The organism is Streptomyces sp. NPDC104367, assembly GCF_055583825.1.
Genome location: NZ_JBVJND010000040.1, coordinates 19598 through 45696, shown reverse-complemented (window position 1 = coordinate 45696; position 26099 = coordinate 19598). Strand labels below are relative to the sequence as shown.

24 protein-coding genes are annotated in these 26099 nt (G+C 72.8%); 20 read left to right on the top strand and 4 right to left on the bottom strand.

Going from position 1 to position 26099, the window contains the following annotated elements; genetic code table 11:
• Positions 1-192 precede the first annotated feature (192 nt).
• Positions 193-2127 (top strand): acyl-CoA dehydrogenase family protein, encoded by a 1935-nt coding sequence (locus ACZ619_RS39560; RefSeq protein WP_469609925.1) that lies wholly within the window; start codon positions 193-195, stop codon positions 2125-2127.
• Between the two features lie 4 nt (positions 2128-2131).
• On the opposite strand, the gene ACZ619_RS39555 is transcribed toward ACZ619_RS39560, so the two are convergent.
• Positions 2132-2590, bottom strand: a complete 459-nt coding sequence (locus tag ACZ619_RS39555; protein WP_469609923.1) for a lamin tail domain-containing protein — start codon at positions 2588-2590, stop codon at positions 2132-2134.
• 168 nt (positions 2591-2758) lie between these two features.
• Between ACZ619_RS39555 and dxr the strand changes: the two genes are divergently transcribed.
• From dxr to ACZ619_RS39500, 11 genes are all read left to right on the top strand, one after another.
• Positions 2759-4030, top strand: a complete 1272-nt coding sequence (gene dxr / locus ACZ619_RS39550; protein ID WP_469609920.1) for a 1-deoxy-D-xylulose-5-phosphate reductoisomerase — start codon at positions 2759-2761, stop codon at positions 4028-4030.
• Between the two features lie 8 nt (positions 4031-4038).
• The gene (locus ACZ619_RS39545) at positions 4039-5331 is read left to right on the top strand and encodes a M50 family metallopeptidase (protein ID WP_469610004.1); all 1293 of its coding nucleotides are present in this window, start codon (positions 4039-4041) and stop codon (positions 5329-5331) included.
• A 170-nt stretch (positions 5332-5501) separates the two neighbouring features.
• A complete protein-coding gene (gene ispG / locus ACZ619_RS39540; RefSeq protein ID WP_469609917.1) occupies positions 5502-6659 on the top strand; it encodes a flavodoxin-dependent (E)-4-hydroxy-3-methylbut-2-enyl-diphosphate synthase in 1158 nt (385 codons plus the stop codon).
• 427 nt (positions 6660-7086) lie between these two features.
• Positions 7087-7935, top strand: a complete 849-nt coding sequence (locus ACZ619_RS39535) for a GNAT family N-acetyltransferase (RefSeq protein WP_469609914.1) — start codon at positions 7087-7089, stop codon at positions 7933-7935.
• 95 nt (positions 7936-8030) lie between these two features.
• Complete coding sequence (locus ACZ619_RS39530) at positions 8031-8561, top strand: GNAT family N-acetyltransferase (protein WP_469609912.1); 531 nt, start codon at positions 8031-8033, stop codon at positions 8559-8561.
• Between the two features lie 88 nt (positions 8562-8649).
• Positions 8650-10356 (top strand): proline--tRNA ligase, encoded by a 1707-nt coding sequence (locus ACZ619_RS39525; protein WP_469609909.1) that lies wholly within the window; start codon positions 8650-8652, stop codon positions 10354-10356.
• Between the two features lie 166 nt (positions 10357-10522).
• Positions 10523-10945, top strand: a complete 423-nt coding sequence (locus ACZ619_RS39520; RefSeq protein ID WP_469609906.1) for a hypothetical protein — start codon at positions 10523-10525, stop codon at positions 10943-10945.
• Complete coding sequence (locus ACZ619_RS39515) at positions 10942-11910, top strand: FAD:protein FMN transferase (protein WP_469609905.1); 969 nt, start codon at positions 10942-10944, stop codon at positions 11908-11910. The genes ACZ619_RS39520 and ACZ619_RS39515 overlap by 4 nt, the downstream gene beginning before the upstream one ends.
• Entirely contained in the window at positions 11907-12482 is a 576-nt protein-coding gene (locus ACZ619_RS39510) for a ferric reductase-like transmembrane domain-containing protein (protein WP_469609903.1), read from the top strand. Before ACZ619_RS39515 ends, ACZ619_RS39510 begins: the two co-directional genes overlap by 4 nt.
• Positions 12482-13699 (top strand): NADH-ubiquinone oxidoreductase-F iron-sulfur binding region domain-containing protein, encoded by a 1218-nt coding sequence (locus tag ACZ619_RS39505; RefSeq protein ID WP_469609901.1) that lies wholly within the window; start codon positions 12482-12484, stop codon positions 13697-13699. The genes ACZ619_RS39510 and ACZ619_RS39505 overlap by 1 nt, the downstream gene beginning before the upstream one ends.
• 1 nt (position 13700) lies before the next feature.
• Positions 13701-13913: a ferredoxin gene (locus tag ACZ619_RS39500; protein ID WP_469609898.1), complete on the top strand. Its 213-nt coding sequence runs from the start codon at positions 13701-13703 to the stop codon at positions 13911-13913.
• A gap of 49 nt (positions 13914-13962) precedes the next feature.
• Here ACZ619_RS39500 and ACZ619_RS39495 read toward each other — a convergent pair whose 3' ends face one another.
• The 3 genes from ACZ619_RS39495 to ACZ619_RS39485 are packed head-to-tail and all read right to left on the bottom strand — an operon-like array spanning position 13963 to position 15979.
• Entirely contained in the window at positions 13963-14859 is an 897-nt protein-coding gene (locus ACZ619_RS39495; RefSeq protein WP_469609895.1) for an aminoglycoside phosphotransferase family protein, read from the bottom strand.
• 56 nt (positions 14860-14915) lie between these two features.
• Positions 14916-15404 carry a DUF4439 domain-containing protein gene (locus tag ACZ619_RS39490; RefSeq protein WP_469609893.1) on the bottom strand — a complete coding sequence of 163 codons (489 nt, stop codon included), beginning with the start codon at positions 15402-15404 and terminating at the stop codon, positions 14916-14918.
• A complete protein-coding gene (locus tag ACZ619_RS39485; RefSeq protein ID WP_469609891.1) occupies positions 15401-15979 on the bottom strand; it encodes a hypothetical protein in 579 nt (192 codons plus the stop codon). The genes ACZ619_RS39490 and ACZ619_RS39485 overlap by 4 nt, the downstream gene beginning before the upstream one ends.
• A gap of 205 nt (positions 15980-16184) precedes the next feature.
• On the opposite strand from ACZ619_RS39485, the gene rimP reads away from it, so the two are divergent.
• The 8 genes from rimP to ACZ619_RS39445 form a co-directional block, all read left to right on the top strand.
• A complete protein-coding gene (gene rimP, locus ACZ619_RS39480) occupies positions 16185-16691 on the top strand; it encodes a ribosome maturation factor RimP (protein ID WP_469609889.1) in 507 nt (168 codons plus the stop codon).
• A gap of 2 nt (positions 16692-16693) precedes the next feature.
• Positions 16694-17680: a transcription termination factor NusA gene (gene nusA / locus ACZ619_RS39475; RefSeq protein ID WP_469609886.1), complete on the top strand. Its 987-nt coding sequence runs from the start codon at positions 16694-16696 to the stop codon at positions 17678-17680.
• A gap of 135 nt (positions 17681-17815) precedes the next feature.
• Positions 17816-18085, top strand: coding sequence for a YlxR family protein (locus ACZ619_RS39470; protein ID WP_469609884.1), 270 nt, complete (start codon positions 17816-17818; stop codon positions 18083-18085).
• Positions 18086-18239: 154 nt separating this feature from the next.
• Positions 18240-21359, top strand: coding sequence for a translation initiation factor IF-2 (gene infB / locus ACZ619_RS39465; RefSeq protein WP_469609882.1), 3120 nt, complete (start codon positions 18240-18242; stop codon positions 21357-21359).
• A gap of 194 nt (positions 21360-21553) precedes the next feature.
• Complete coding sequence (locus ACZ619_RS39460) at positions 21554-21847, top strand: DUF503 domain-containing protein (protein ID WP_189263952.1); 294 nt, start codon at positions 21554-21556, stop codon at positions 21845-21847.
• A 46-nt stretch (positions 21848-21893) separates the two neighbouring features.
• Complete coding sequence (rbfA, locus tag ACZ619_RS39455; protein WP_469609879.1) at positions 21894-22352, top strand: 30S ribosome-binding factor RbfA; 459 nt, start codon at positions 21894-21896, stop codon at positions 22350-22352.
• Positions 22349-23254: a tRNA pseudouridine(55) synthase TruB gene (truB, locus tag ACZ619_RS39450; RefSeq protein ID WP_469609876.1), complete on the top strand. Its 906-nt coding sequence runs from the start codon at positions 22349-22351 to the stop codon at positions 23252-23254. The genes rbfA and truB overlap by 4 nt, the downstream gene beginning before the upstream one ends.
• 263 nt (positions 23255-23517) lie before the next feature.
• A partial coding sequence (locus ACZ619_RS39445; protein ID WP_469609873.1) for a trypsin-like peptidase domain-containing protein occupies positions 23518-26099 on the top strand: 2582 nt, incomplete at its 3' end.

Genomic DNA, 26099 nt, shown 5'->3' with positions numbered 1-26099 from the left:
TACCACGAACCGTCCCCCGGAAGGCGCCCCCGACGCAACACCGCAGACCGCGGCCCGTGCCGCGGTCAAAGCGTCCACCGATCGGACCGCGGGGGCTGGTGGCGGCGGCCCGCTTCGGGTACCAACGAGTGAGTAGCACTGGTCGGTAACGAACGGTCCTCAACATCCCTTTTCGTGGCGAGGTGAGCCTCAATGTCCGCCCCCACCACCAAGAAACCCACCGTCACCGAGCGGGAAGCCCGCCAGGTGGCGGAGGCCGCCCGGGAACAGGACTGGCGCAAGCCCAGCTTCGCCAAGGAACTGTTCCTCGGACGCTTCCGGCTCGACCTCATCCACCCCCATCCGCTCCCGGCGGGGGACGACGTCCGGCGCGGCGAGGAGTTCCTCGCCGAACTGCGCGAGTTCTGCGAGACGAAGATCGACTCCGCGCTCATCGAGCGCGAGGCGCGCATCCCCGACGAGGTGATCGCCGGCCTCAAGGAGATCGGCGCCCTCGGCATGAAGATCGACACCAAGTACGGCGGCCTCGGCCTCACCCAGGTCTACTACAACAAGGCCCTCGCCCTGGTCGGCTCCGCCAACCCGGCGGTCGGCGCGCTGCTCTCCGCCCACCAGTCCATCGGCGTACCGCAGCCGCTGAAGATCTTCGGCACCCAGGAGCAGAAGGACGCCTTCCTGCCGCGCTGCGCCCGCACCGACATCTCGGCGTTCCTGCTCACCGAGCCGGACGTCGGCTCCGACCCGGCCCGCCTCGCCACCACGGCCGTACGGGACGGGGACGACTACGTCCTCGACGGGGTGAAGCTCTGGACCACCAACGGCGTGGTCGCGGACCTGCTCGTGGTCATGGCCCGGGTCCCGCGGTCCGAGGACGGCAGGGGCGGCATCACGGCCTTCGTGGTCGAGGCGGACTCCGAGGGCATCACCGTCGAGAACCGCAACGCCTTCATGGGCCTGCGCGGTCTGGAGAACGGCGTGACCCGCTTCCACCGGGTCCGGGTCCCGGCCGCCAACCGCATCGGCCCCGAGGGCGCGGGCCTCAAGATCGCCCTCACCACCCTCAACACCGGCCGGCTCTCGCTGCCCGCGATGTGCGTCGGCGCCGGCAAGTGGTGCCTGAAGATCGCCCGCGAGTGGTCGGCGGCCCGTGAGCAGTGGGGCAAGCCGGTCGCGCTGCACGAGGCGGTCGGCGCCAAGATCAGCTTCATCGCGGCGACCACCTTCGCCCTGGAGGCGGTCGTCGACCTCTCCTCCCAGATGGCCGACGAGAGCCGCAACGACATCCGGATCGAGGCCGCCCTCGCCAAGCTCTACGGCTCCGAGATGGGCTGCCTGATGGCGGACGAGCTGGTCCAGATCCGCGGCGGCCGCGGCTTCGAGACGGCCGAGTCGCTGAAGGCGCGCGGCGAACGCGCGGTCCCCGCCGAGCAGCTCCTGCGCGACCTGCGCATCAACCGGATCTTCGAGGGCTCCACGGAGATCATGCACCTGCTGATCGCGCGCGAGGCCGTCGACGCCCACCTCTCGGTCGCCGGCGACCTGATCGACCCCGACAAGTCCCTCCAGGACAAGGCGAGGGCCGGCGCGAACGCGGGTGTCTTCTACGCCAAGTGGCTGCCGAAACTGGTCGCGGGCCCGGGGCAGCTGCCCACGTCGTACGCGGACTTCAGGCACGGCGTGGACCTCTCCCCGCATCTGCGGTACGTCGAGCGGCACGCCCGCAAGCTGGCCCGCTCCACCTTCTACGCCATGTCCCGCTGGCAGGGCCGGATGGAGACCAAGCAGGGTTTCCTCGGCCGGATCGTGGACATCGGCGCGGAGCTGTTCGCGATGAGCGCGGCCTGCGTCCGTGCCGAACTGCTGCGCCGCCAGGGCGACCACGGCCGCGAGGCCTACCAGCTCGCCGACGCGTTCTGCCGGCAGGCCCGGGTCCGGGTCGACGAACTGTTCGGCCGTCTCTGGTCGAACACCGACGACCTGGACCGCAAGGTCGTCAAGGGCGTGCTCGGCGGCTCCTACGAGTGGCTGGAGCAGGGGATCGTCGACCCGTCGGGCGAGGGCCCGTGGATCGCCGACGCGACCCCCGGACCCGCCCGGCGCGAGAACGTCCGCCGCCCCCTGAAGTAGCGGTTCAGCAGTACTTGTCGCTACCGTCCCGCGTCGTCCAGGTGCAGGAGTCGACCTTGGCGCCGCTCGCCCTGGTCAGCGTCGCCGTGTCGCCGTCGTTGTTCCACACGTAGGCGCGGCGGTTCTGGTACTTGTTCGACGCGGTGTCGGTGCCCCGGCCGGTGCGCACCTTCATCGTCTTGTGGGCGCCGATCTTGACGTCCTTGAACACGTACCGGTGGTTGGAGACGTCCTTGAGGGCCCAGCCCTTGAGCGAGACGGCCGAGCCGCCGGTGTTCTTGATCTGCACCCACTCGGCGTTCAGGCTCGCGTTGGAGCGGTTGTCGCTGCCCGGGCTGTCGAACCAGACGTGGTAGACGGTCACGCCCCCGGCCGCCTGGGCCGGGGTGCTGAGCAGAGTGCCGGTGAGCAGCGCGGCGCCCGCGAGCGCGGGCGCGACGGCGCGAAAGCGCGCAGTACGCATGGAAAGATCCCCCCTGGATCAAAACCGAAGTAAGAGAAGTGTTATCACGTGATCTTCACCTGAAGCTCACAATGGGAATTCCGCTCCATAGGGCACCAAGAACTGATAAGGCGCCCGCGCGAGGGATGCGCTGTCCACCGGCCCGCCCGTTGCGGCGACAATGGGGGGATGACCGACAGTCCTGCCAGTCCGGCCCCCCTCGCCGACCCGCATCTCGTGTACGACCCGCTCGCGGGCGACGGCCCGAAGGACGTGGTGATCCTCGGCTCCACCGGATCCATCGGCACCCAGGCCATCGACCTCGTGCTGCGCAACCCCGACCGCTTCCGGGTCACCGCCCTGTCCGCCAACGGCGGCCGGATCGCCCTCCTCGCCGAGCAGGCGCACCGGCTGCGGGTGCGGACCGTCGCGGTTGCCCGCGAGGACGTCGTACCGGCGCTGCGCGAGGCGCTGGCGGGCCTGTACGGCCCCGGTGAGCCGCTGCCCGAGATCCTCGCCGGCCCCGACGCGGCCACGCACGTCGCCGCCTCCGACTGCCACACCGTCCTCAACGGCATCACCGGCTCCATCGGCCTCGCGCCGACCCTCGCCGCCCTGGCGGCGGGCCGCACCCTCGCGCTCGCCAACAAGGAGTCGCTGATCGTCGGCGGCCCGCTGGTCAAGGCGCTGGCCGAGCCCGGCCAGATCATCCCGGTCGACTCCGAGCACGCGGCGCTCTTCCAGTCGCTGGCGGCGGGCACGCGGGCCGACGTCCGCAAGCTCGTCGTCACGGCCTCCGGCGGGCCCTTCCGCGGCCGCACCAAGGCCGAACTGGCGAACGTCACCGTCGAGGACGCGCTCGCCCACCCCACCTGGGCGATGGGCCCGGTCATCACGATCAACTCCGCCACCCTGGTGAACAAGGGGCTGGAAGTGATCGAGGCGCACCTCCTCTACGACATTCCCTTCGATCGCATTGAGGTCGTCGTACACCCGCAGTCGTATGTCCACTCGATGGTTGAGTTCACGGACGGATCCACGATCGCGCAGGCGACGCCCCCCGACATGCGTGGGCCGATCGCCGTCGGTCTCGGCTGGCCCGAACGGGTCCCGGACGCGGCGCCCGCCTTCGACTGGAGCAAGGCCTCGACCTGGGAGTTCTTCCCGCTGGACACCGAGGCCTTCCCCTCCGTGAACCTCGCCCGGCACGTCGGAGAGCTCGCGGGCACCGCCCCGGCGGTGTTCAATGCGGCCAACGAGGAGTGCGTCGAGGCGTTCCGGAGCGGTCTGCTGCCCTTCAACGGGATCATGGAGACCGTCACCCGGGTGGTCGAGGAGCACGGAACGCCCCGTACGGGAACTTCGCTCACCGTGCCGGACGTACTCGAAGCGGAGACCTGGGCACGGGCCCGGGCCCGGGAACTGACAGCACAGAAGGCGACCGCGGAGGCGCGTGCATGACAGCCCTGATGATGATCCTCGGCATAGTCGTCTTCGTGATCGGCCTGCTGGTCTCGATCGCCTGGCACGAGCTGGGGCATCTCTCCACCGCCAAGCTCTTCGGGATCCGCGTGCCGCAGTACATGGTCGGCTTCGGCCCGACCGTCTGGTCGCGGCGCAAGGGCGACACGGAGTACGGCATCAAGGCCATCCCGGCCGGCGGCTACATCCGCATGATCGGCATGTTCCCGCCCGGCGCGGACGGCAGGGTCACGGCCCGCTCCACCTCGCCCTGGCGCAGCATGATCGAGGACGCCCGCTCGGCCGCCTTCGAGGAGCTCCAGCCCGGTGACGAGAGCCGGCTCTTCTACACGCGCGCCCCCTGGAAGCGCGTGATCGTGATGTTCGCGGGCCCCTTCATGAACCTCGTCCTCGCGGTGGCGCTGTTCCTCACCGTGCTGATGGGCTTCGGCATCAGCCAGCAGACCACCACGGTCAGCTCGGTCTCCCAGTGCGTGATCGCGCAGAGCGAGAACCGCGACACCTGCACGAAGAGCGACGAGGCCTCCCCGGCCGCCGCCGCGGGCCTCAAGGCCGGCGACAAGATCGTCTCCTTCGACGGGGTGGCCACCGGCAGCTGGAACCAGCTCTCCGACCTGATCCGCGCCACCCCCGGCAAGGAGGTCGCGATCGTCGTCGACCGCAAGGGCCAGGACGTCACCCTGCACGCGAAGATCGCCACCAACCAGGTCGCCAAGAAGGACTCCAGCGGCCAGATCGTCGAGGGGCAGTACGTCACCGCCGGCTTCCTCGGCTTCAGCGCCGCGACCGGCGTGGTCCGCCAGGGCTTCGGCGCCTCGGTGACCTGGATGGGCGACCGCCTCGGCGAGGCCGTCGACTCCATCGCGAGCCTGCCCGGCAAGATCCCGGCCCTGTGGGACGCGGCCTTCGACGGCGCCCCCCGCCAGCCGGACTCCCCGATGGGCGTGGTCGGCGCGGCCCGCGTCGGCGGCGAGATCTTCACCCTGGACATCCCGCCCACCCAGCAGCTGGCCATGGCGCTGATGCTGGTCGCGGGCTTCAACCTCTCCCTGTTCCTCTTCAACATGCTCCCGCTGCTCCCGCTGGACGGCGGGCACATCGCGGGCGCGCTCTGGGAGTCCCTGCGCCGGAACCTGGCGAAGGTGCTGCGCCGCCCGGACCCCGGTCCGTTCGACGTGGCGAAGCTGATGCCGGTGGCCTACGTGGTGGCCGGGGTCTTCATCTGCTTCACGATCCTGGTCCTGATCGCCGATGTGGTTAACCCGGTGAAAATCTCTTAGCCATACGATGTTCGAAGCGGCCCGGAACACTCTGTTCCGGGCCGCTTCCATTGAGTGGGTTTACCCATGGGGGATGTGCCCACCGCTGTGCCGGTGCCGTAATCTCGAAGCCTGGAACCCGCTTCTGACGGGACCTGGACCTAGATCCACGACTTGGGGTTGCACAGCAGATGACTGCGATTTCTCTCGGCATGCCGTCCGTTCCGACCAAGCTCGCCGAGCGCCGGAAGAGCCGGCAGATCCAGGTCGGCTCCGTGGCGGTCGGCGGGGACGCTCCGGTCTCGGTCCAGTCGATGACCACGACCCGCACGTCCGACATCGGCGCCACCCTCCAGCAGATCGCCGAGCTCACCGCCTCCGGCTGCCAGATCGTCCGCGTGGCCTGCCCCACGCAGGACGACGCGGACGCCCTCGCGACGATCGCCCGCAAGTCGCAGATCCCGGTGATCGCGGACATCCACTTCCAGCCCAAGTACGTCTTCGCGGCCATCGAGGCCGGCTGCGCCGCCGTCCGGGTCAACCCGGGCAACATCAAGCAGTTCGACGACAAGGTCAAGGAGATCGCCGCGGCCGCCAAGGACCACGGCACCCCGATCCGCATCGGCGTCAACGCCGGTTCCCTGGACCGCCGTCTGCTCCAGAAGTACGGCAAGGCGACGCCCGAGGCCCTGGTCGAGTCGGCCCTGTGGGAGGCGTCCCTCTTCGAGGAGCACGGCTTCCGGGACATCAAGATCTCCGTCAAGCACAACGACCCGGTCGTGATGATCGAGGCGTACCGGCAGCTCGCCGCCCAGAGCGACTACCCGCTCCACCTCGGCGTCACCGAGGCGGGCCCGGCCTTCCAGGGCACGATCAAGTCGGCCGTCGCCTTCGGCGCCCTCCTCTCCCAGGGCATCGGCGACACCATCCGCGTCTCCCTCTCGGCCCCGCCGGTCGAGGAGGTCAAGGTCGGCAACCAGATCCTGGAGTCCCTGAACCTCAAGCAGCGCGGCCTGGAGATCGTCTCCTGCCCGTCCTGCGGCCGCGCCCAGGTCGACGTCTACAAGCTCGCCGAAGAGGTCACCGCCGGCCTCACCGGCATGGAGGTCCCGCTCCGGGTCGCCGTCATGGGCTGTGTCGTCAACGGCCCCGGCGAGGCCCGTGAGGCCGACCTCGGCGTCGCCTCCGGCAACGGCAAGGGCCAGATCTTCGTGAAGGGCGAGGTCATCAAGACCGTCCCCGAATCCAAGATCGTCGAGACCCTCATCGAAGAGGCCATGAAGCTCGCCGAACAGATGGAAGCCGCCGGCGTCCCCTCCGGCGAACCCTCGGTGGCAGTAGCAGGCTGACCAAGCACCCCACCAGGGGCACGGAGAACCACACGGCCAACCACGCACGACCCGCACCCGGGTGGAGTCGGTGCCCCGTCAGGGAGTGGGGAACCGCGAGGCCAACCACGTACGACTCGCACCTGGGTGGAGTCGGTGCCCCGTCAGGGGCGCGGGGAACTGCGCGGGCAACCACGTACGACTCGCACCTGGGTGGAGTCGGTGCCCCGTCAGGGGCGCGGGGAACTGCGCGGGCAACCACGTACCACCCGCACCCGGGAGCGGGCCGGTCCGTCGTCGTGGGGGGTCCGGGGGCGCAGCCCCCGGGTACGGCAGGGCAGCCACCCCCGCCCGGAAGCGCACAGCACCCCCCACCGGGCGGCGCGGCTCAGCTTCCGCAGGTACAGTGCGGAGATCAAGCAGAACCCCTCAGCGTGAGGCCCCGCACGTGTTGACGCAGACCACCTCACGGGTGCTCGAACCGAGTGACCTGGACGCCGCGCTCGCCGTACTCGACCGCGAGCCGGTCGCGAACGCCTTCGTGACCTCACGCGTCCAGGTCGCCGGCCTGGACCCCTGGCGCCTCGGCGGCGAGATGTGGGGCTGGTACGAGGACGGCATGCTCACGTCCCTCTGCTACGCCGGCGCCAACCTCGTCCCGATCTGCGCCACCCCGCGCGCCATCCGGGCCTTCGCCGACCGCGCCCGCAGGGCCGGCCGCCGCTGCTCCTCCATCGTCGGCCCCTCCGAGGCCACCGCCCAGCTGTGGCGCCTCCTGGAACCGCACTGGGGCCCCGCCCGCGAGATCCGCGCCCACCAGCCCCTGATGGTCACCGACCGCATGCCCGCCGACATCGCCCCGGATCCGTACGTCCGCCGCATCCGCAAGGACGAGATGGAGGCGATCATGCCGGCCTGCGTGGCGATGTTCACCGAGGAGGTGGGCGTCTCCCCGATGGCCGGCGACGGCGGCCTCCTCTACCAGGCACGGGTCGCCGAACTCGTCGGCTCCGGCCGCTCCTTCGCCCGGCTCGACGACGACGGCAAGGTCGTCTTCAAGGCCGAGATCGGCGCGGCGACCGCCGAGGCCTGCCAGATCCAGGGCGTCTGGGTGGCCCCCGAGTACCGGGGCAGGGGCCTGGCGGCCCCCGGCATGGCGGCGGTCCTGCGCTACGCCCTGGCCGACGTGGCCCCGACGGTCAGCCTCTACGTCAACGACTTCAACACCGCCGCGAGACGGACGTACCAGAGGGTCGGCTTCCAGGAGGTCGGCGCGTTCATGAGCGTGCTGTTCTAGCCGCCCACGACGCGCCCACGACGCGCCCACGACGCGCTCGCGGTCGCACGACAACCGGCCGGACGGCAAGCGGAACCCACCTGTACCCTCCCTCCATGGACCTCGTGATCGGCCCCCTGGACCTCTCCGCGCACGTAGACGAGGCCCTAGCGGTCCAGGCCGTCGCCTTCGGTCTCGGCCCCGACGAGGTGGCCGTCCGCCGCCAGATCGTCCTGCGCCACATGCAGCACCCCGGCGCCAGGGCCCTCGGCGCCACCGCGGCCGGCCTGCTGGTCGGCTTCGTCTACGGCATGCCCAACTCCCGCACCCACTGGTGGTCCACCGTCGTGGAGCCCTACCTCCGCGCCCAGGGCAACGCCGACTGGCTCGACGACTCCTTCGTCATCACCGAGCTGCACGTCCACCCGCGCCACCAGAACCGCGGCGTCGGCCGCCGTCTGATCACCCTGATCACCGACGCCGCCGCCGAGCCCCGCTCGATCCTCTCCGCGATCGACACCGACAGCCCGGCCCGCGGCCTCTACCACTCCCTCGGCTACACCGACCTCGCCCGCCAGGTCCACTTCCCCAGCGCCCCGAAGCCGTACGCCGTGATGGGCGCCCCGCTGCCGCTGCGCCGCGGATGAACCGGCCGCCATTAACGGATTTCCACCGGCACAGCAACCCCGGCTAACCTCCTAGCCATCAACCTTTCCCGGCAGGAGTACGAGAACCATGGCGAACGCACCGGTCCAACGCATGTCCCAGTTGATGGCGAAGACGCTGCGTGACGACCCGGCGGACGCCGAGGTCCTCAGCCACAAGCTCCTCGTCCGCGCCGGCTACGTCCGCCGCACCGCGGCCGGCATCTGGTCGTGGCTGCCGCTCGGCCTGCGCGTCCTGTCCAACATCGAGCGCATCGTCCGCGAGGAGATGGACGCGATCGGCGCCCAGGAGGTGCTGCTCCCGGCCATCCTGCCCCGGGAGCCGTACGAGGCGACCGGCCGCTGGGACGAGTACGGCGCCGAGCTCTTCCGCCTCCAGGACCGCAAGGGCGGCGACTACCTGCTCGGCCCCACCCACGAGGAGATCTTCACCCTGCTGGTGAAGGACCAGGCGTCCTCCTACAAGGACCTGCCGGTCATCCTCTACCAGATCCAGAACAAGTACCGCGACGAGGCCCGTCCGCGGGCCGGCATCCTGCGCGGCCGCGAGTTCCTGATGAAGGACTCCTACTCCTTCGACCTGGACGACGACGGCCTCGCCCACTCCTACGCCCTGCACCGCCAGGCCTACCAGCGGATCTTCGAGCGCCTCGGCCTCGACTACCGCATCTGCGCGGCCACCGCCGGCGCCATGGGCGGCTCGAAGTCGGAGGAGTTCCTGGCCCCGGCCGAGGCCGGCGAGGACACCTTCGCCGACTGCCCGAACTGCGACTTCGCGGCCAACACCGAGGCGATCGCCTACCAGCTCAAGCCGGCCGACGCCACCGGCGTGCCCGCGCTGGAGGAGATCCCCACCCCGGACACCCCGACCATCGAGACCCTCGCCGCGCACCTCGGTGTCCAGGCCTCCGACACCCTGAAGAACCTCCTGGTGAAGGTCGACGGCGAGATCGTGGCCGTCGGCGTCCCGGGCGACCGCGAGGTCGACCTGGACAAGGTCGAGGCGCACTTCGCCCCGGCCACCGTCGAACTGGTCACCGAGTCGGACTTCGCCGGCCGCCCCGACCTGGTCCGCGGCTACGTCGGCCCGCAGGGTCTCGGCGAGAAGGTGAAGTACATCGCCGACCCGCGGGTGGCCCCCGGCACCTCCTGGATCACCGGCGCCAACAAGGAGGGCACGCACGCCAGGAACGTCGTGGCCGACCGCGACTTCACGGTCGACGCCTACGTCGACGTCGTCGTCGTGCGGGAGGGCGACCCCTGCCCGAACTGCGGCACCGGCCTCAAGCTGGACCGCGCCATCGAGATCGGCCACATCTTCCAGCTGGGCCGCAAGTACGCCGACGCCCTCAAGCTCGACGTCCTCGGCCAGCACGGCAAGCCGGTCCGCGTCACCATGGGCTCCTACGGCATCGGCGTCTCCCGCGCCGTAGCCGCCCTCGCCGAGCAGACCGCCGACGAGCACGGCCTGGTCTGGTCCCGCGAGGTCGCCCCGGCCGACGTGCACGTGGTCGCCGCCGGCAAGGCGCTCCAGACCGAACTCGCCCTGGACGTCTCCGAGAAGCTGCGCGCGGCCGGGCTGCGCGTCCTCGTCGACGACCGGGCCGGGGTCTCCCCGGGCGTGAAGTTCACGGACGCCGAACTCATCGGCGTACCGCAGATCCTGGTCGCCGGCCGCCGCTCCGGCGAGGGCGTCCTGGAGCTCAAGGACCGCAGGACGGGCGAGCGCGAGGAGCTGACGGTGGACGAGGCGATCGCCCGCCTGTCCGCGAGCTGACCCGACTTCCCTTCGGACGGCCGCCGGTGACCCACCGGCGGCCGTCCCGCATTCTCAGACGCGTCTCAGAGAGTTCTTCCGTTCCGTATGGGCGGCTCACAGAGTTCTCTCAGGCCGATACCCGAACGTAATACGTGACAGAGAGTCACGTGGGAGGGGATCGGTCATGACCGGGAGAGCGCAACGCAGCCGGCCGGGCGAGCGGCAGGGCGAGCGGCCGGGGGAGAAGGGCGCGGCCGCGGCCGTCCGCCGCGGCGCCCGCCGTACGGCGGCCCTCGGCGCGGCGATCACGCTGGCGGCGGCGGCCGGGGTGTTCGCCCTGGTCGGCACGATGCAGTCGGACGCCGACACGACGGCTAGCGGCAGCACGGGCACGACATCGAGCTCCAGCTCCGGCTCCAGCTCCAAGTCCGGCTCCGACAGCGGAAGTTCGTCGAGCTCGGAGTCGACCGACTCGTCCGGCTCCTCCGGCTCGTCGGGTTCGTCGTCCTCATCCTCATCCTCCTCCTCGTCCTCGGACCTCCAGTCCTCCTCCGACGGGCTCACCTCCGGCAGCGGCTCCGGCGACTCCACCTCGGGGGCGTCGTGACCACCACCGCGCCGCGCACCACGGCCGCCGCCGACTGGCGCGCCCTCGGCACCACCGTCCGCCTGGTCGTCACCGACCCGGCCCTGCTGGACTCCTGCAACCTGCTCCTCGCCCGGCACCTCGCCGAGGTGGACGCGGCCTGCAGCCGGTTCCGCGCCGACTCCGAACTCGCCGCCCTCGACACCGCCCACGGCCGCCCCGTCCGGGTCAGCCCGCTGCTCGCCGAGGCCCTCGCCGTCGCCCTGCGCGCGGCCGAGGCGACCGACGGAGCGGTGGACCCCACCGTCGGCTCGGCGATGTCCGCGCTCGGCTACGACCGCGACTTCACCCTCGTCCGCGAGGACGACCGCCCGGTCTCCCTCCGGGTCCGCCGCGCCCCCGGCTGGCGCAGGGTCACCCTCGACGCCGCCACCGGTACGGTCACCGTCCCCGAGGGCGTCCGCCTCGACCTGGGCGCCACCGCCAAGGCCTGGGCCGCCGACCGGGCCGCGCGGACCCTGGCCGGCGCGGCCGGCTGCGGGGTCCTGGTGAGCCTCGGCGGCGACACGGCCGTCGCCGGCGAGCCCCCGGCGGGCGGCTGGCAGATCCGCGTCCAGGACGTCACCGGCCCGGTCGGCGAGACGCCCGCGCGGGGCTCGTACGACACCGTCGGCATGCGCTCCGGAGGCCTCGCCACCTCCGGCACCACCGCCCGCCGCTGGCAGCGCGGCGGCCACGACCTGCACCACATCGTCGACCCGCGCACCGGCCTGCCCGTCCGCTCGCCGTGGCGGACCGTCTCGGTGGCCGCCGGCACCTGCGCCGACGCCAACGCGGCGACCACGGCGGCCCTGGTCAAGGGCGCCGGCGCGGAGCGCTGGCTGACCCGCCTCGGCCTGCCCTCCCGGCTGGTCACCCACGACGGCACGGTCGTCACCACCCCGGGCTGGCCCGCCGCCGCCCCCGCGCTGGAGGCGGCGGCATGACCTCCGAGACCCTCTGGTACGCGAACCGGGCCACCGGCGCCGTCTGCCTGGTCCTCTTCACGGTTGTCGTCCTGCTCGGCATCGCCGTCCGCCTGCGCACCCGCCTGCCGGGCCTGCCGCGCTTCGGCACGGTCACCCTGCACCGCACCCTCTCCCTGTCCGCGACCGCCTTCCTGGCCCTGCACATCGCGGTGGCGGTCGTGGACGGCTACGTCGACATCACGGTCCTGGACGCCTTCGTCCCCTTCGTCTCCGCCTACCAGCCGCTCTGGCTCGGCCTCGGCACGGTCGCCCTCGACCTGATGCTCGCGGTCCTGGTCACCAGCCTCCTGCGCGACCGGCTCGGCCACCGCGCCTGGCGGGCCGTGCACCGGCTGGCGTACGCCTCCTGGCCCGTCGCCCTGGTGCACGGCATCGGCATCGGCACGGACACCGGCACCGACTGGATGACCTGGCTCACCGTGACCTGTGTGGCGACCGTGGTCACCGCCTTCGCCCTGCGCACCGCACACGCCGTCCGCACCTCCCGCCGGACCCCGGCCGCACTCCTGCACACCGAAGGGGCCCACTGATGACCACGCTCACCACGGATGTCCACATGCCCCCACGCCTGCTGGCCCCCGGCGGCACCCCGGCCGACCTCACCACCCACGAACAACGCTACGGCCCGCTCTCCTACGGCGATCCGGCCGCCCTGCTGCGCACGCTCGCCGAATCCGGCCTCACCGGACGCGGCGGGGCGGGCTTCCCGGCGTACCGCAAGTTCGTCGCCGTCGCCGACGCGGCCCGCCGCACCGGGCGCGTCCCGGTCGTCGTGGCGAACGGCGCGGAGAGCGAGCCGGCCAGCCACAAGGACAAGACCCTGCTCCGCCTCTCACCCCATCTGGTCCTGGACGGGCTCCAGCTGGCGGCCGAGGCGATCGGCGCGGGGGAGGCCCACCTCGCCGTCGAGGACGGCGCCTCCTCCCTGGAGTCGGCCCTCGCCCAGCGCCGAGACCCGGTCCGGGTCCGCGTCGTCCGCCTGCCCGGCCGCTTCCTCTCCGGCCAGGCCTCGGCCCTGGTCCAGTACCTCTCCGGCGGTCCCGCCCGCCCCGTCCACCCGGACCCGCCGGTCCGCGAACGCGGGGTGCGCCGCGCCCCGACCCTGGTCCAGAATGTCGAGACCCTCGCCCACCTGGCCCTGACGGCCCGCTACGGCGCCCAGTGGTTCCGCGCCGCGGGCACCCCCGCCGACCCCGGCAGCACGCTCTGCACCCTGCACGTCCCCGGCCGCGAAGTCCGGGTCGTGGAAGCCCCGTTCGGCATGCCCGTCGGCCGCCTCCTGCCCCTGGAGGGCGCCTCCGCGGCCCTGGTCGGCGGCTACCACGGCACCTGGATCCCGGCCGCGGAGGCCGCCCGGGTCCCGCTGTCCTCGGCGTACCTGGGCGCGGGCGTCCTGGCCGCCCTGCCCGCCGACCGCTGCGGCCTGACCGAGACCGCCCGCGTCCTGCGCTACCTGGCGCTCCAGTCGGCGGGCCAGTGCGGCCCCTGCCTCAACGGCCTCCCGCGGATGGCCGCGGCCTTCCGGACCCTGGCCACGCCGGGCCCCCAGGGCACCGCCCGCACCGACATCTCCCGCTGGGCCGGCCTGGTGGCGGGCCGGGGCGCCTGCCACCACCCCGACGGCACGATCCGCCTGGTCCGCAGCGCGCTCACGACCTTCACCACGGAACTGGACGCCCACGCGCAGGGCCACTGCACCGCGACCGACCGCACCCCGCTGCTCCCCGTACCCACCGAGGAGATCTGACATGGACCAGCACATAGACATCGACTGGACCTCCTGCCAGGGCCACGGCCTGTGCGCGGAACTCCTGCCGGAGCACATCACCCTGGACGAATGGGGCTACCCCCTGGTCGACGGCCGCCCCATACCGCCCCGCACCCGCAAACGAGCCCGCAGAGCAGCGGCCGACTGCCCGGTCCTGGCCCTGAGACCGAGGGAGGACGGAGCGCCCCGTTAGGGGAACGGGGAACCGCGCGACCAGCCCCACGCACCCGCACCCAAACCCGTCAGACCCACCCGGCGAATTCGAGCAGCAGCTCCGCGTCCCTGGGCCGCCCCACGCGCAGCGCCCGCACGCCCGACTCCACCGCCCGGAACAACGTCCACCCCCGCAGCCGCTCCTGATCCACCTCCAGCGACTCCGCGAGCCGCTTGATCCGCCGCCGGGTGATGGACGCCCCCGAGGGGGACGCGATCAGGTCCTCCACCCGGTCCCGCACCAGCCGCGCCAGATCGAACGCGCACTCCCCGACCACCGGATCCGGCCCCACCGCCAGCCACGGCAGCCGCTCCCCGGCCAGCACCTTGCTCTGCCGGAACGTGCCGTGCAGCAGCCGTCGCTCCGGCGGCGCGGCCAGCAGCTCCTCCCGGGCCGCGACCGCGGCCCGCACCAGCGGCGCCACGTCGGCGTCGCCGGCCGCCGAGGCCATCGCCGCCGCCTGCCGCCCGGTCCGCTCGGCCACGGTCTCGAACCGATGGCCGTCCGGCGGCTCCACCCACAGCCGCCGCAGCGTCCCCGCCGCCTCCAGCAGCGCCTTCGCCTCGGGCAGCGACCGCACCGAGACCTCCGGGTGCAGCCGCTCCAGCAGCAGCGCCCCTTCCGCCGCGTCGGCCTCCAGCAGCTGCACCGCGCCCAGTCCGGCCCAGTGCGCCAGCGCCGCCGCCTCGCTCTCCGGCCGGGCCCGCGGGGGCGCCAGCTTCAGCACCGCCGGGGTGCCGTCCGCCCGCCGCACCAGCAGTACGACGCTGCCGCGGCCGCCCGGCACCTGCACCCGCTCCACGGTCAACTCGCGTAGCGCGACGGCCCGTTCCACCGCACTGGGCAGCTTCTCCAGCCACTCGTCACCGTCCGGCGCCGTCTCACCGAGCGCCCTCACCAGGCGCCGCGGCGGTTCGAAAGCCATACGCGAGTCGTTCCCTTCCTGCTCCGGTTCTGCTCCGGTGCCGTTCCGGCGCCGCTCTAGGGGGTCCCCGAGGCCGAGGGGGAGGCCGAACCGCCGGCTTCTCCCAGCGGCGCGTCCCGCTCGGCGAGCCCAGGGAAGGCTACGCTCCCCCCGCGCCAGCGCACCGCCCGCACCGCGGCCTCCCGCAGCGCCCCGGCCGCCGTCCCGCGCCGCTGGCCGGAGGACGCCCGGACCAGGTCGGAGTACACGTCGGCCACCCGCTCCTCCAGATCGGCGGCGAGCCGTACGGCGGCCGCCGCGTCCGCCACCGAGAACGGCAGCGCGTACGCCGCGCTCGCGGCGACGGGCTCACCGCCCAGGTCACGTACCTCGCGGGCCAGCGCGTCCCGGCCCGCGCGGTGCGCGGCGTACGCCGAGCGCGCCTCGGCCAGCCGCCGCTCGCCGACCCGGCCGCCGACGACCCCGTACCCGTACACCGCCGCGTGCTCGGCGGCCAGCGCCGCCTGCAGCGCCTTCAGGACGCCCGCCCTGGCCTCGTCGCTCACCGGTCGCCCTTCGTCAGCAGGTACGCGTGCCCGGCGCCGGCCGCCGCCACCGCCGCCAGCAGCCGGGCCAGCTCGCCCGGCGCCTCCAGCAGAGCCTTGGCCCGCCGGTCGGCGAGGCTCCGCTCGGCCGCGGCCAGTCCGCTCAGCGCGGACTTCTCGTCGGTGGGGACCGCGGCGGAGCCCGACGCCGTGGCCGATGTTGATGTTGTGGCCGATGCCGATGCCGATGCCGATGCCGATGCCGATGCCGTGGCCGACGGCGAGCCGGTGGCCGTGGGGGAAGCCGTGCCCTCCCGGAACGCCGCCGCGTGCGCCGCCACCTCCGACCGCAGCGGCCGCAGCCGCTCCGTGAGCGCCGGATGGACGGCGAGGACGGCGTCGTACTGCCGCAGCAGCCCCTCGCTGTCCCGGGCCGCACGCGCGCGTGCCCGCGAGGCGGCCGAAGGGGTGCCGGCGCCGCCGGCGGAGTCGGAACCGGTGGAGCAGCCCGTCAGCACGACGGCCGAGGCCGCGGAGACGATCAGGCTCCTTCTGCGTACCCCCGAGGGGATGCGCGAGAGCGAGGGGAACGGCACGGCAGACGTCCTCGGGGGCTCGTACGAACACACGCGCGGGAGGGCGGCCCGCAACGATCACGGTACCCGCGCTTCCGCTCGACCGGCGTCACCGGCTCGGCCGTCGCAGGCCGATGTGGACGGCAACACTCCCCGCGACCGGATACCCTTTGACCAGACACGCGCCCCATCCCACAACAGCACACGCGGCCGAGGAGTCACCCGGATGAGCACCACCCAGAGCGAGAGGCTGCGAGAGCTCCTGGAACCGCTCGTCACCTCCCAGGGCCTGGATCTCGAAGAGATCGCCGTGGACTCCGTGGGCCGCAAGCGGGTACTGCGCGTGGTCGTCGACTCCGACACCGGGGCGGACCTGGACCAGATCGCCGATGTGAGCCGTGAGCTCTCGGCGAAGCTCGACGAGACCGACGCGATGGGCGAGGCGGAGTACACCCTTGAGGTCGGCACCCCGGGCGCCGAGCGCTCGCTCAAGGAACACCGGCACTACGTGCGCGCGCTCGACCGCCTGGTGAGGTTCCAGCTGACCGAGGGCGGCGGGGAACTGGTCGCCAGGATCCTGGAGGTCGACGACGAGGGCCTCGACCTGGAGGTGCCCGGCGTCAAGGGCCGCAAGGCCACCTCCCGCAGACTCGCCTTCGCCGACATCGACAAGGCGCGCGTGCAGGTCGAGTTCAACCGCAAGGACAAGAACGAGAAGGAAGAGGAGGCGTAGCCGTGGACATCGACATGAGCGCCCTGCGGGGCTTGGTCCGGGAGAAGGAGATCTCCTTCGACCTGCTGGTCGGGGCGATCGAGTCGGCCCTCCTCATCGCCTACCACCGCACCGAGGGAAGCCGCCGCCACGCGCGCGTGGTGCTCGACCGGAACACCGGGCACGTGACCGTGTGGGCGAAGGAGGACCCCGAGGACCTGGAGGAGGGGCAGGAGGCGCGCGACTTCGACGACACCCCGACCGACTTCGGGCGGATCGCCGCCACCACCGCCAAGCAGGTGATCCTGCAGCGGCTGCGCGACGCCGAGGACGACGCCACGCTCGGCGAGTACGCCGGCCGCGAGGGCGACATCGTCACCGGTGTGGTCCAGCAGGGCCGCGACCCGAAGAACGTGCTCGTCGACATCGGCAAGCTGGAGGCCATCCTGCCGGTGCAGGAGCAGGTGCCCGGCGAGACCTACCCGCACGGGATGCGGCTGCGGTCGTACGTCGTCCGGGTCGCCAAGGGTGTCCGCGGTCCGTCCGTGACCCTGTCCCGCACCCACCCGAACCTCGTGAAGAAGCTCTTCGCGCTGGAGGTGCCGGAGATCGCCGACGGGTCCGTCGAGATCGCCGCCATCGCCCGCGAGGCCGGCCACCGCACGAAGATCGCGGTCCGCTCCACCCGTTCGGGCCTGAACGCCAAGGGCGCCTGCATCGGCCCCATGGGCGGCCGCGTCCGCAACGTCATGGGCGAGCTGAACGGCGAGAAGATCGACATCGTCGACTGGTCGGACGACCCGGCCGAGATGGTGGCGAACGCGCTGTCCCCGGCCCGTGTCTCCAAGGTCGAGGTCGTGGACCTGGCGTCCCGGTCCGCCCGGGTCACCGTGCCGGACTACCAGCTCTCGCTGGCGATCGGCAAAGAGGGACAGAACGCCCGTCTCGCCGCCCGGCTCACCGGCTGGCGGATCGACATCCGCCCGGACACCGAGCTGGCGCCCGAGTAGACGACCCGTTCCCCCGGCCCGGATTCACCCGGACGGGGGGAATAGTTCCAAGCCGCAGGTCGCTTGGATTACGACAACAGCCGTTCGATCTTTGCCCCGAAGGGGTGAGGTCGGTGCGGGGAGGTAGACTTAGCGGTGTCTGGCCGGACGCGTGCCCGCGCATGCCCTGAGCGCACCTGTGTGGGGTGCAGGCAGCGAGCGGCCAAGACCGAACTGCTGCGGATCGTGGCGGTCGGGGAGGATTGCGTTCCCGATCCTCGCGGTACGCTGCCCGGCCGGGGTGCATATGTACACCCCGCCCAGGTCTGTCTGGACCAGGCGGTGCGCCGCCGGGCACTCCCGCGGGCGCTGCGCGCCCCGGGTCCGCTCGACGTAAAGGCGTTGCGCCGGTACGTCGAGCAGTAACACCGTAAGAAGCGTCGTTCGGAACGTCCGTGCGGCTCTGGTACCCCGCGAGTTGGAAGTAGGTCGAGATTGCGATGAGCACTCGATGAGCACGCGATGAGTACGCCCATGAAGTAGCGACGGTCCGGACACACCCGGACCTAAAAGGAGCGAAGTGGCTAAGGTCCGGGTATACGAACTCGCCAAGGAGTTCGGGGTTGAGAGCAAGGTCGTCATGGCCAAGCTCCAGGAACTCGGTGAATTCGTCCGTTCGGCGTCCTCGACGATCGAGGCGCCTGTTGTACGCAAGCTGACCGACGCCCTCCAGGGCGGCGGCAGCGGCAAGTCCGCCCCGCGCAAGGCGGCCCCCAAGCCCGGCGCGCCCTCTCCGGCGCAGTCGGCCCGTCCGGGTGCCCCGAAGCCGGGCGCCCCGCGTCCGGCGGCCCCGCAGCCCCCGGCCGCGCCCGCGGCTCCGGCGGCGCCCGCGGCTCCGGCCCCGGTCACCCCCGCGCCGGCCGCGTCCGGCCCGCGTCCCGTCCCGGGCCCCAAGCCCGCCCCGCGTCCGGCCCCGGCCGCGCCCGAGTTCACGGCCCCGCCGGCGCCTCCGGCCGCCGCGGCGCCGAGCCCGGCCGCCGCGCAGGGTCCGCGTCCCGGCAACGGCCCGCGTCAGGGCCAGGGTCAGGGTCAGGGTCAGGGTGCCCCGCGTCCCGGTGGCCGTCCGGCCCCCGGTCAGGGCCAGGCCCGTCCCGGCCAGGGCGCCCCGCGCCCCGGCGGCCAGGGCCAGCGTCCGGGCGGTGCCCGTCCGGCCGGTCCGCGTCCGGGCAACAACCCCTTCACCTCCGGTGGCTCCACCGGCATGGCCCGTCCGCAGGCCCCGCGCCCGCAGGGCGGTCCGCGTCCCGGCCCCGGCGGCCCCGGCGGTGCTCCCCGTCCGCAGGCGCCCGGCGCCCAGGGCGGCGGTCCGCGTCCCCAGGCTCCCGGCGGCGCTCGTCCGAGCCCGTCCGGCATGCCCCGTCCGCAGGGCGGTCCGCGTCCCGGCGGCGGTGCCGCGGGTCCGCGTCCCAACCCCGGCATGATGCCGCAGCGTCCCGCTGCCGGCCCGCGTCCCGGCCCCGGTGGCGGCGGTCGCGGTCCCGGCGGTGCGGGTCGTCCCGGCGGCGGTGCCGGTCGTCCCGGTGGCGGCGGCTTCGCCGGCCGTCCCGGCGGCGGTGCCGGCGGTGCCCGTCCCGGTGGCGGCGGCGGCTTCGCCGGCCGTCCCGGTGGCGGTGGCCCCGGTGGCGGCGGCGGCTTCGGCGGCGGTCCCGGCGGTGGCGGCGGCGGTCGTCCCGGCTTCGGCGGACGTCCGGGCGGTCCCGGCGGCCGTGGTGGCACGCAGGGCGCCTTCGGCCGTCCCGGCGGTCCGGCGCGTCGCGGTCGCAAGTCGAAGCGGCAGCGTCGCCAGGAGTACGAGGCCATGCAGGCCCCGAGCGTCGGCGGCGTGATGCTGCCGCGCGGCAACGGCGAGAGCATCCGTCTCTCCCGCGGCGCGTCGCTCACCGACTTCGCGGAGAAGATCAACGCCAACCCGGCGTCGCTCGTCGCGGTCATGATGAACCTCGGCGAGATGGTCACGGCCACGCAGTCCGTCTCCGACGAGACGCTCCAGCTCCTCGCGGGCGAGATGAACTACACGGTTCAGATCGTCAGCCCGGAGGAGGAGGACCGCGAGCTGCTCGAGTCCTTCGACATCGAGTTCGGCGAGGACGAGGGCGACGAGGACGACCTGGTGGTCCGTCCCCCGGTCGTCACCGTCATGGGTCACGTCGACCACGGTAAGACCCGACTGCTCGACGCCATCCGCAAGACGAACGTCATCGCGGGCGAGGCCGGCGGCATCACCCAGCACATCGGTGCCTACCAGGTCTCCACCGAGGTCAACGACGAAGAGCGCAAGATCACCTTCATCGACACCCCGGGTCACGAGGCGTTCACCGCCATGCGTGCCCGTGGTGCGAAGTCGACCGACATCGCGATCCTGGTCGTCGCGGCCAACGACGGCGTCATGCCGCAGACGGTCGAGGCGCTCAACCACGCCAAGGCGGCCGACGTCCCGATCGTCGTCGCGGTCAACAAGATCGACGTCGAGGGTGCCGACCCGACCAAGGTGCGCGGTCAGCTGACCGAGTACGGCCTGGTGGCCGAGGAGTACGGCGGCGACACCATGTTCGTCGACATCTCCGCCAAGCAGGGTCTGCACATCGACTCGCTGCTGGAGGCCGTGGTCCTCACCGCGGACGCCTCGCTCGACCTGCGGGCCAACCCGAACCAGGACGCGCAGGGCATCTCCATCGAGTCCCGTCTCGACCGCGGCCGCGGTGCCGTGGCGACGGTCCTCGTCCAGCGAGGCACCCTGCGGGTCGGCGACACGATGGTCGTGGGCGACGCCTACGGTCGCGTCCGCGCCATGCTCGACGACAACGGCAACAACGTCGCCGAGGCCGGCCCCTCCACGCCGGTCCAGGTCCTGGGTCTGACCAACGTCCCGGGCGCCGGCGACAACTTCCTCGTGGTCGAGGAGGACCGTACGGCCCGCCAGATCGCGGAGAAGCGTGCGGCGCGCGAGCGCAACGCGGCCTTCGCGAAGCGCACGCGCCGTGTGTCCCTCGAGGACCTGGACAAGGTGCTCAAGGCCGGCGAGATCCAGCAGCTCAACCTCATCATCAAGGGTGACGCTTCCGGTTCCGTCGAGGCTCTCGAGTCCTCCCTGCTCCAGCTGGACGTCGGCGAAGAGGTCGACATCCGCGTCCTGCACCGCGGCGTCGGTGCGGTCACGGAGTCCGACATCGACCTGGCGATGGGCTCCGACGCCATCGTCATCGGCTTCAACGTCCGCGCGGCCGGCCGCGCGGCGCAGATGGCCGAGCGCGAGGGCGTGGACGTCCGGTACTACTCGGTCATCTACCAGGCGATCGAGGAGATCGAGGCGGCCCTCAAGGGCATGCTCAAGCCGGAGTACGAAGAGGTCGAGCTCGGTACGGCGGAGATCCGCGAGGTCTTCAAGTCGTCCAAGCTGGGCAACATCGCCGGTGTCCTCATCCGCTCGGGCGAGGTCAAGCGCAACACGAAGGCCCGCCTCGTCCGCGACGGCAAGGTCATCGCGGAGAACCTCAACATCGAGGGCCTGCGCCGCTTCAAGGACGACGTCACCGAGATCCGCGAAGGCTACGAGGGCGGTATCAACCTCGGAAACTTCAACGACATCAAGATCGACGACGTCATCGCGACGTACGAGATGCGCGAGAAGCCGCGGGCGTAACACCCACGGTTGGTGCCGGCCGACGGGAGTCCGCTTCCGTCGGCCGGCACTTTTCCCGCTGAGGGCTCGGCCCGTGGTCCGGGGCGGAGCCCCCGGTCACGGCGGCGGAAAGTCGGTCGAGCCCCCGGCAGGGACGGGGTACCGTTCCTGACAGGGCCATCGATCCCGAGCCGGCGGGTTAACCGGTTGCATACATGTACGTGGGGACCCTGTCCTTCGACCTCCTCCTCGGCGACATCCACTCGCTCAAGGAGAAGCGCTCCGTCGTCCGCCCGATCGTCGCCGAACTCCAGCGGAAGTACGCCGTGAGCGCCGCCGAGGTGGACCATCTGGACCTTCACCGCAGGGCCGGTATCGGCCTCGCCGTGGTCTCCGGCGACGCCGCGCACCTGACCGACGTACTCGACCGGTGCGAACGGCTGGTCGCCGGCCGCCCCGAGGTGGAACTGCTGTCCGTGCGACGGCGTTTCCACGGCGACGACGACTAGACCTGAGACTTGAGAACGACAAGAAGAAAGAACGGGAGACGGACCAGTGGCCGACAACGCGCGGGCGAAAAGGCTGGCGGACCTCATCCGAGAGGTGGTGGCCCAGAAGCTGCAGCGCGGGATCAAGGACCCGCGGCTCGGCACCCACGTCACCATCACGGACACCCGGGTCACGGGTGACCTCAGGGAGGCGACCGTCTTCTACACGGTGTACGGCGACGAGGAGGAGCGGAAGGCCGCCGCCGCCGGTCTGGAGAGCGCCAAGGGCATCCTCCGGTCCGAGGTCGGCCGTGCCGCCGGTGTGAAGTTCACGCCGACCCTCGCCTTCGTGGCGGACGCCCTCCCGGACACCGCCCGCAACATCGAGGACCTCCTCGACCGGGCGCGCCAGTCCGACGCGAAGGTCCGTGAGGCCTCCGCGGGCGCCGACTACGCCGGAGAGGCCGACCCGTACCGCAAGCCGGGCGAGGACGCCGCCGACGAGACGGACGACGCCGCCGAATGACCAGCAAGCCCACCCCGCCCGACGGCCTTGTCATCGTCGACAAGCCGTCGGGCTTCACTTCGCACGACGTCGTCGCCAAGATGCGGGGCATCGCCCGCACCCGGCGCGTCGGGCACGCCGGCACCCTCGACCCGATGGCCACCGGCGTCCTCGTCCTCGGCATCGAGAGGGCGACCAAGCTCCTCGGGCACCTCGCCCTCACGGAGAAGGAGTACCTGGGGACGATCCGCCTCGGGCAGAACACGCTCACCGACGATGCCGAGGGCGAGATCACCTCGTCCGCCGACGCCTCCGGGGTCACCCGTGAGGGCGTCGACGCCGGCATCGCCAAGCTGACCGGCGCCATCATGCAGGTGCCGTCCAAGGTCAGCGCCATCAAGATCGACGGCGTGCGGTCGTACAAGCGTGCGCGCGAGGGCGAGGAGTTCGAGATCCCGGCCCGCCCGGTCACCGTCTCGTCCTTCGCCGTGTACGACGTCCGGGACGCCGTCGCCGAGGACGGCACCCCCGTCCTCGACCTGGTCGTCTCCGTCGTCTGCTCCTCCGGCACCTACATCCGCGCCCTCGCCCGCGACCTGGGCGCCGACCTGGGCGTCGGCGGTCACCTCACCGCGCTGCGCAGGACGCGCGTGGGGCCGTACAAGCTGGAGTCGGCACGCACCCTCGACCAGCTCCAGCAGGAGCTGACCGTCATGCCGATCGCGGACGCGGCGAACGCCGCCTTCCGGCGCTGGAACGTCGACGCCAAGCGGGCCCGGCTGCTCACCAACGGCGTGCGGCTGGAGATGCCCGACACGTACGCCGCCGCCGGTCCCGTCGCCGTGTTCGATCCCGAGGGGCGCTTCCTCGCGCTCGTCGAGGAGGAGAAGGGCAAGGCCAAGAGCCTCGCCGTGTTCTCCTGAGACCTGCCCGTGGAGCGGCGACCACGGGGTCTTGCGCCGTCGCCGCTCCACGGTCCCCCCTCGGTTCCCCCACCCCTAGGGTGTATCCACCCGCCCCGGCCTATTCACCCGACCGAGCAGGCGCTCGGAGTGAACCGGGGGAGCGGAGGGGGGCGCGTTCGACACCGGCCCTGTCCCGCTGATCATTTCGCCCCTACGGTCGGTGACGAGGGCCTGCCCGGCGGCTCGGCCGCGGGCGGGCGACGGCGCGGGGAGGTTCGATCATGGTGGGACGGGGCCCGTGGTCCGGGAGCGGTCGCCGGGCGGCGGGCGGTACGGGGGAGGCGCGACGGGACACGGCGGCAGGGCCCGACGCGCGGCTGGTCCGGGTCCGGGACCTCGCCGGGCGCCCGCGCGGCACCGGCTTCCTCGCCGACCACCAGGGAACGCTCGTCACCAGCCACGAGGCCGTCGACGGCCTCGCCCGGATCGTGCTCCAGGCGGCCGGTGACCGCGTCTGCGTGGTCGGCTCCGACGCCGTCGTCCCGCTGCCCGCCCTCGACCTGGCGCTGGTCCGCACCGAGGGCCTGGGCGTGGAGCCGCTGCCGGTCACCGTACGGGAGCACGTCCCGGCCGGCACCTACGTACGCCTCGCCGCCGACCGTTGGCGCGAGGCCCGGGTACTGGCCGCGACACAGGTGACGTACACCGCCACCGACGGCTTCCACCTCATCGAGGACGCCCTGGAACTGGCGATCGGCACGGCAGGGCAGGACGCGCTGCGCCTGGGCGGCGGGGCGGCGGGAGGGCCCGTCCTCGACGCCGGGACCGGCGCCGTCCTGGCCGTCCTCGGCACCGCCCTGCGCTCCGACCGACGGGACGTCGGCTTCGCCGTCCCCCTCCACCACCCCGGCCCCGGCCCCCTCGCCGACCTCCTCACCCGCAACGCCGCCACGGTCCCGGCCTACGGCCCCGACCTCAACCCCGCAGCCATCCTCCAACTGACCACCGCATCCCGTGCCCACCAAGCCCCCACCGAACAGACCACCCCGGGCCCGGCAGACCAAAGGGCCGCAAGGAACAGCACCCCAAGCCCCGACGGCCCCACAGCCACATACTCCACGGACCTCGCCGGACAGCCCGCCGTGGCCACGGCGTACCGAAGGGGCGCGGGGAACGGCGCGCCAAGCCCCGACGCTCCCGCAGTCTCGGTGCCACCCGCGGCTGGCTGCTCCACGGACCTTGCCGAGCAAGCTGCCGTGGCCACGGCGTACCGAAGGGGCGCGGGGAACGGCGCGCCAAGCCCCGACGGACCCGCAGCCTCGATGCCACCCGCGCTCGCGGTCCCTTTCGGCGGAGCCGATCCCCTGTTCCCCGTCGAACGAGTCGCCCTCTCCGAAGAGCTCACGGCGTTTGCCGAAGCCACCGGCACCCGCTCGGTCCTCGCCCTCGTCGGCGCCCCCGGCACCGGCCGCACCACCGAACTCACCGCCCTCGCGGCACGGCGCGACCGCGCCGCGGCCCCCGCCCCCACCCTCATGCTCCGCGGCGCCGACCTCAAGGACGCCGACGGCTCCGTCGCCGACGCCGCCCGCCGCTCCCTGGAGCACGCGGTCCGCGCCGTCGCCGCCTCCCGCAACCAGCTCCCGGGCGACCTGGGCGAAGTCACCGTGGAGCGGCTGGCCCGGCTCGCCGCGAGGGCCGGCCGACCGCTGCTCCTCCTGCTGGACGGCCCCGAGGAGATGCCCCGGGCCCTCGCACACCGGCTCGGCGCCTGGACCACCGGCACCGCGGACTGGCTCCGAGACACCGGCGCCCGCCTCCTGGTGGCCTGCCGCGAGGAGTACTGGGAGCAGGCCGGCGCCGCGTTCCCGCCCGGCCTGCTGCACGGCCCCGCGTCCGGCCCCGAGCCGCCGTACGTCCGGCTCACCGACCTCACCCCGGACGAAGCCCACCGGGCCCGCGCCCGCTACGGCATCCCCGACGGCACCCTCACCGACCGCGACGCCCACCACCCACTCACCCTCAGCCTGCTCTCCGACATCCGAGCCACCCTCCCCGAGCCCCCGGCCGCCCTGGACGCCCCGGCCACCACGGCCGCCGCCCCGCTCGACCGGCACGACGTCCTCGCCGCCCATCTCGACCTGACGTGCCTGCGTGTCGCGGTCCGGCTCGCCGCCGGGAACGGACTGCGCGGCACCGCCGTACGGCGTCTCGCGGCCAGGGTCTCCGGACAGGTGCACGAGGCCGCCCGGCGCAGCCTCGGGCCCGGACAGGGCCGGCTGGACCGGGAGTCGTTCGAGGCGGTGTTCCCCCCTGGCCCCCTCCCGGCCCACCGCGACGGCCCCTCCGGCTGGGCCGACGCCGTACTCACCGAGGGCCTCCTGGTGCCCGCCGGCGACGGCTACCGCTTCGCCCACGAGGAACTCGCCGACTGGCTCCAGGGCACGCACCTCGACCTGGACGAGGCCCTGCGCGCCCTCGTCCACCGCCCCCGCACCCCACACCCACAGCGGTCCGTCCCGCACCACCGGGCCGGCCCGGTCGTCGAGGCACTGCTGCTCCTGGACCGCCACCACGGCCCCGCCCGGCTCGCGCCCCGGCTCCAGGATCTGGCGCACGCCCTCGACCGCGACCCCGGCTCCTGGTGGGCCGCGCGGCTGCTCGCCCGGACCCTGCTGCGGCTGCCCGACGCCACCCCGTACACGGGGGTGCTGCGCCTGCTCGCCGACCGGGTCGTCGGCCGACGACCCACCACGCCCACAAGGCCCACCACGCCCACAAGGCCCACCACGCCCACAAGGCCCACCACGCCCACAAGGCCCACCACGCCCACAAGGCCCACCACGCCCACAAGGCCCACACG

Bases quoted from the DNA above. Each gene is read 5' to 3' on its own strand.
- ACZ619_RS39545 (WP_469610004.1), top strand. From the start codon at position 4,039: ATGATGATCCTCGGCATAGTCGTCTTCGTGATCGGCCTGCTGGTCTCG.
- dxr (WP_469609920.1), top strand. From the start codon at position 2,759: ATGACCGACAGTCCTGCCAGTCCGGCCCCCCTCGCCGACCCGCATCTC.
- ACZ619_RS39460 (WP_189263952.1), top strand. From the start codon at position 21,554: ATGTACGTGGGGACCCTGTCCTTCGACCTCCTCCTCGGCGACATCCAC.
- ACZ619_RS39505 (WP_469609901.1), top strand. From the start codon at position 12,482: ATGACCACGCTCACCACGGATGTCCACATGCCCCCACGCCTGCTGGCC.
- ACZ619_RS39495 (WP_469609895.1), bottom strand. From the start codon at position 14,859: ATGGCTTTCGAACCGCCGCGGCGCCTGGTGAGGGCGCTCGGTGAGACG.
- ACZ619_RS39500 (WP_469609898.1), top strand. From the start codon at position 13,701: ATGGACCAGCACATAGACATCGACTGGACCTCCTGCCAGGGCCACGGC.
- ACZ619_RS39510 (WP_469609903.1), top strand. From the start codon at position 11,907: ATGACCTCCGAGACCCTCTGGTACGCGAACCGGGCCACCGGCGCCGTC.
- ACZ619_RS39530 (WP_469609912.1), top strand. From the start codon at position 8,031: ATGGACCTCGTGATCGGCCCCCTGGACCTCTCCGCGCACGTAGACGAG.
- ACZ619_RS39560 (WP_469609925.1), top strand. From the start codon at position 193: ATGTCCGCCCCCACCACCAAGAAACCCACCGTCACCGAGCGGGAAGCC.
- ACZ619_RS39520 (WP_469609906.1), top strand. From the start codon at position 10,523: ATGACCGGGAGAGCGCAACGCAGCCGGCCGGGCGAGCGGCAGGGCGAG.
- ACZ619_RS39525 (WP_469609909.1), top strand. From the start codon at position 8,650: ATGGCGAACGCACCGGTCCAACGCATGTCCCAGTTGATGGCGAAGACG.
- rimP (WP_469609889.1), top strand. From the start codon at position 16,185: ATGAGCACCACCCAGAGCGAGAGGCTGCGAGAGCTCCTGGAACCGCTC.
- truB (WP_469609876.1), top strand. From the start codon at position 22,349: ATGACCAGCAAGCCCACCCCGCCCGACGGCCTTGTCATCGTCGACAAG.
- ACZ619_RS39555 (WP_469609923.1), bottom strand. From the start codon at position 2,590: ATGCGTACTGCGCGCTTTCGCGCCGTCGCGCCCGCGCTCGCGGGCGCC.
- ispG (WP_469609917.1), top strand. From the start codon at position 5,502: ATGACTGCGATTTCTCTCGGCATGCCGTCCGTTCCGACCAAGCTCGCC.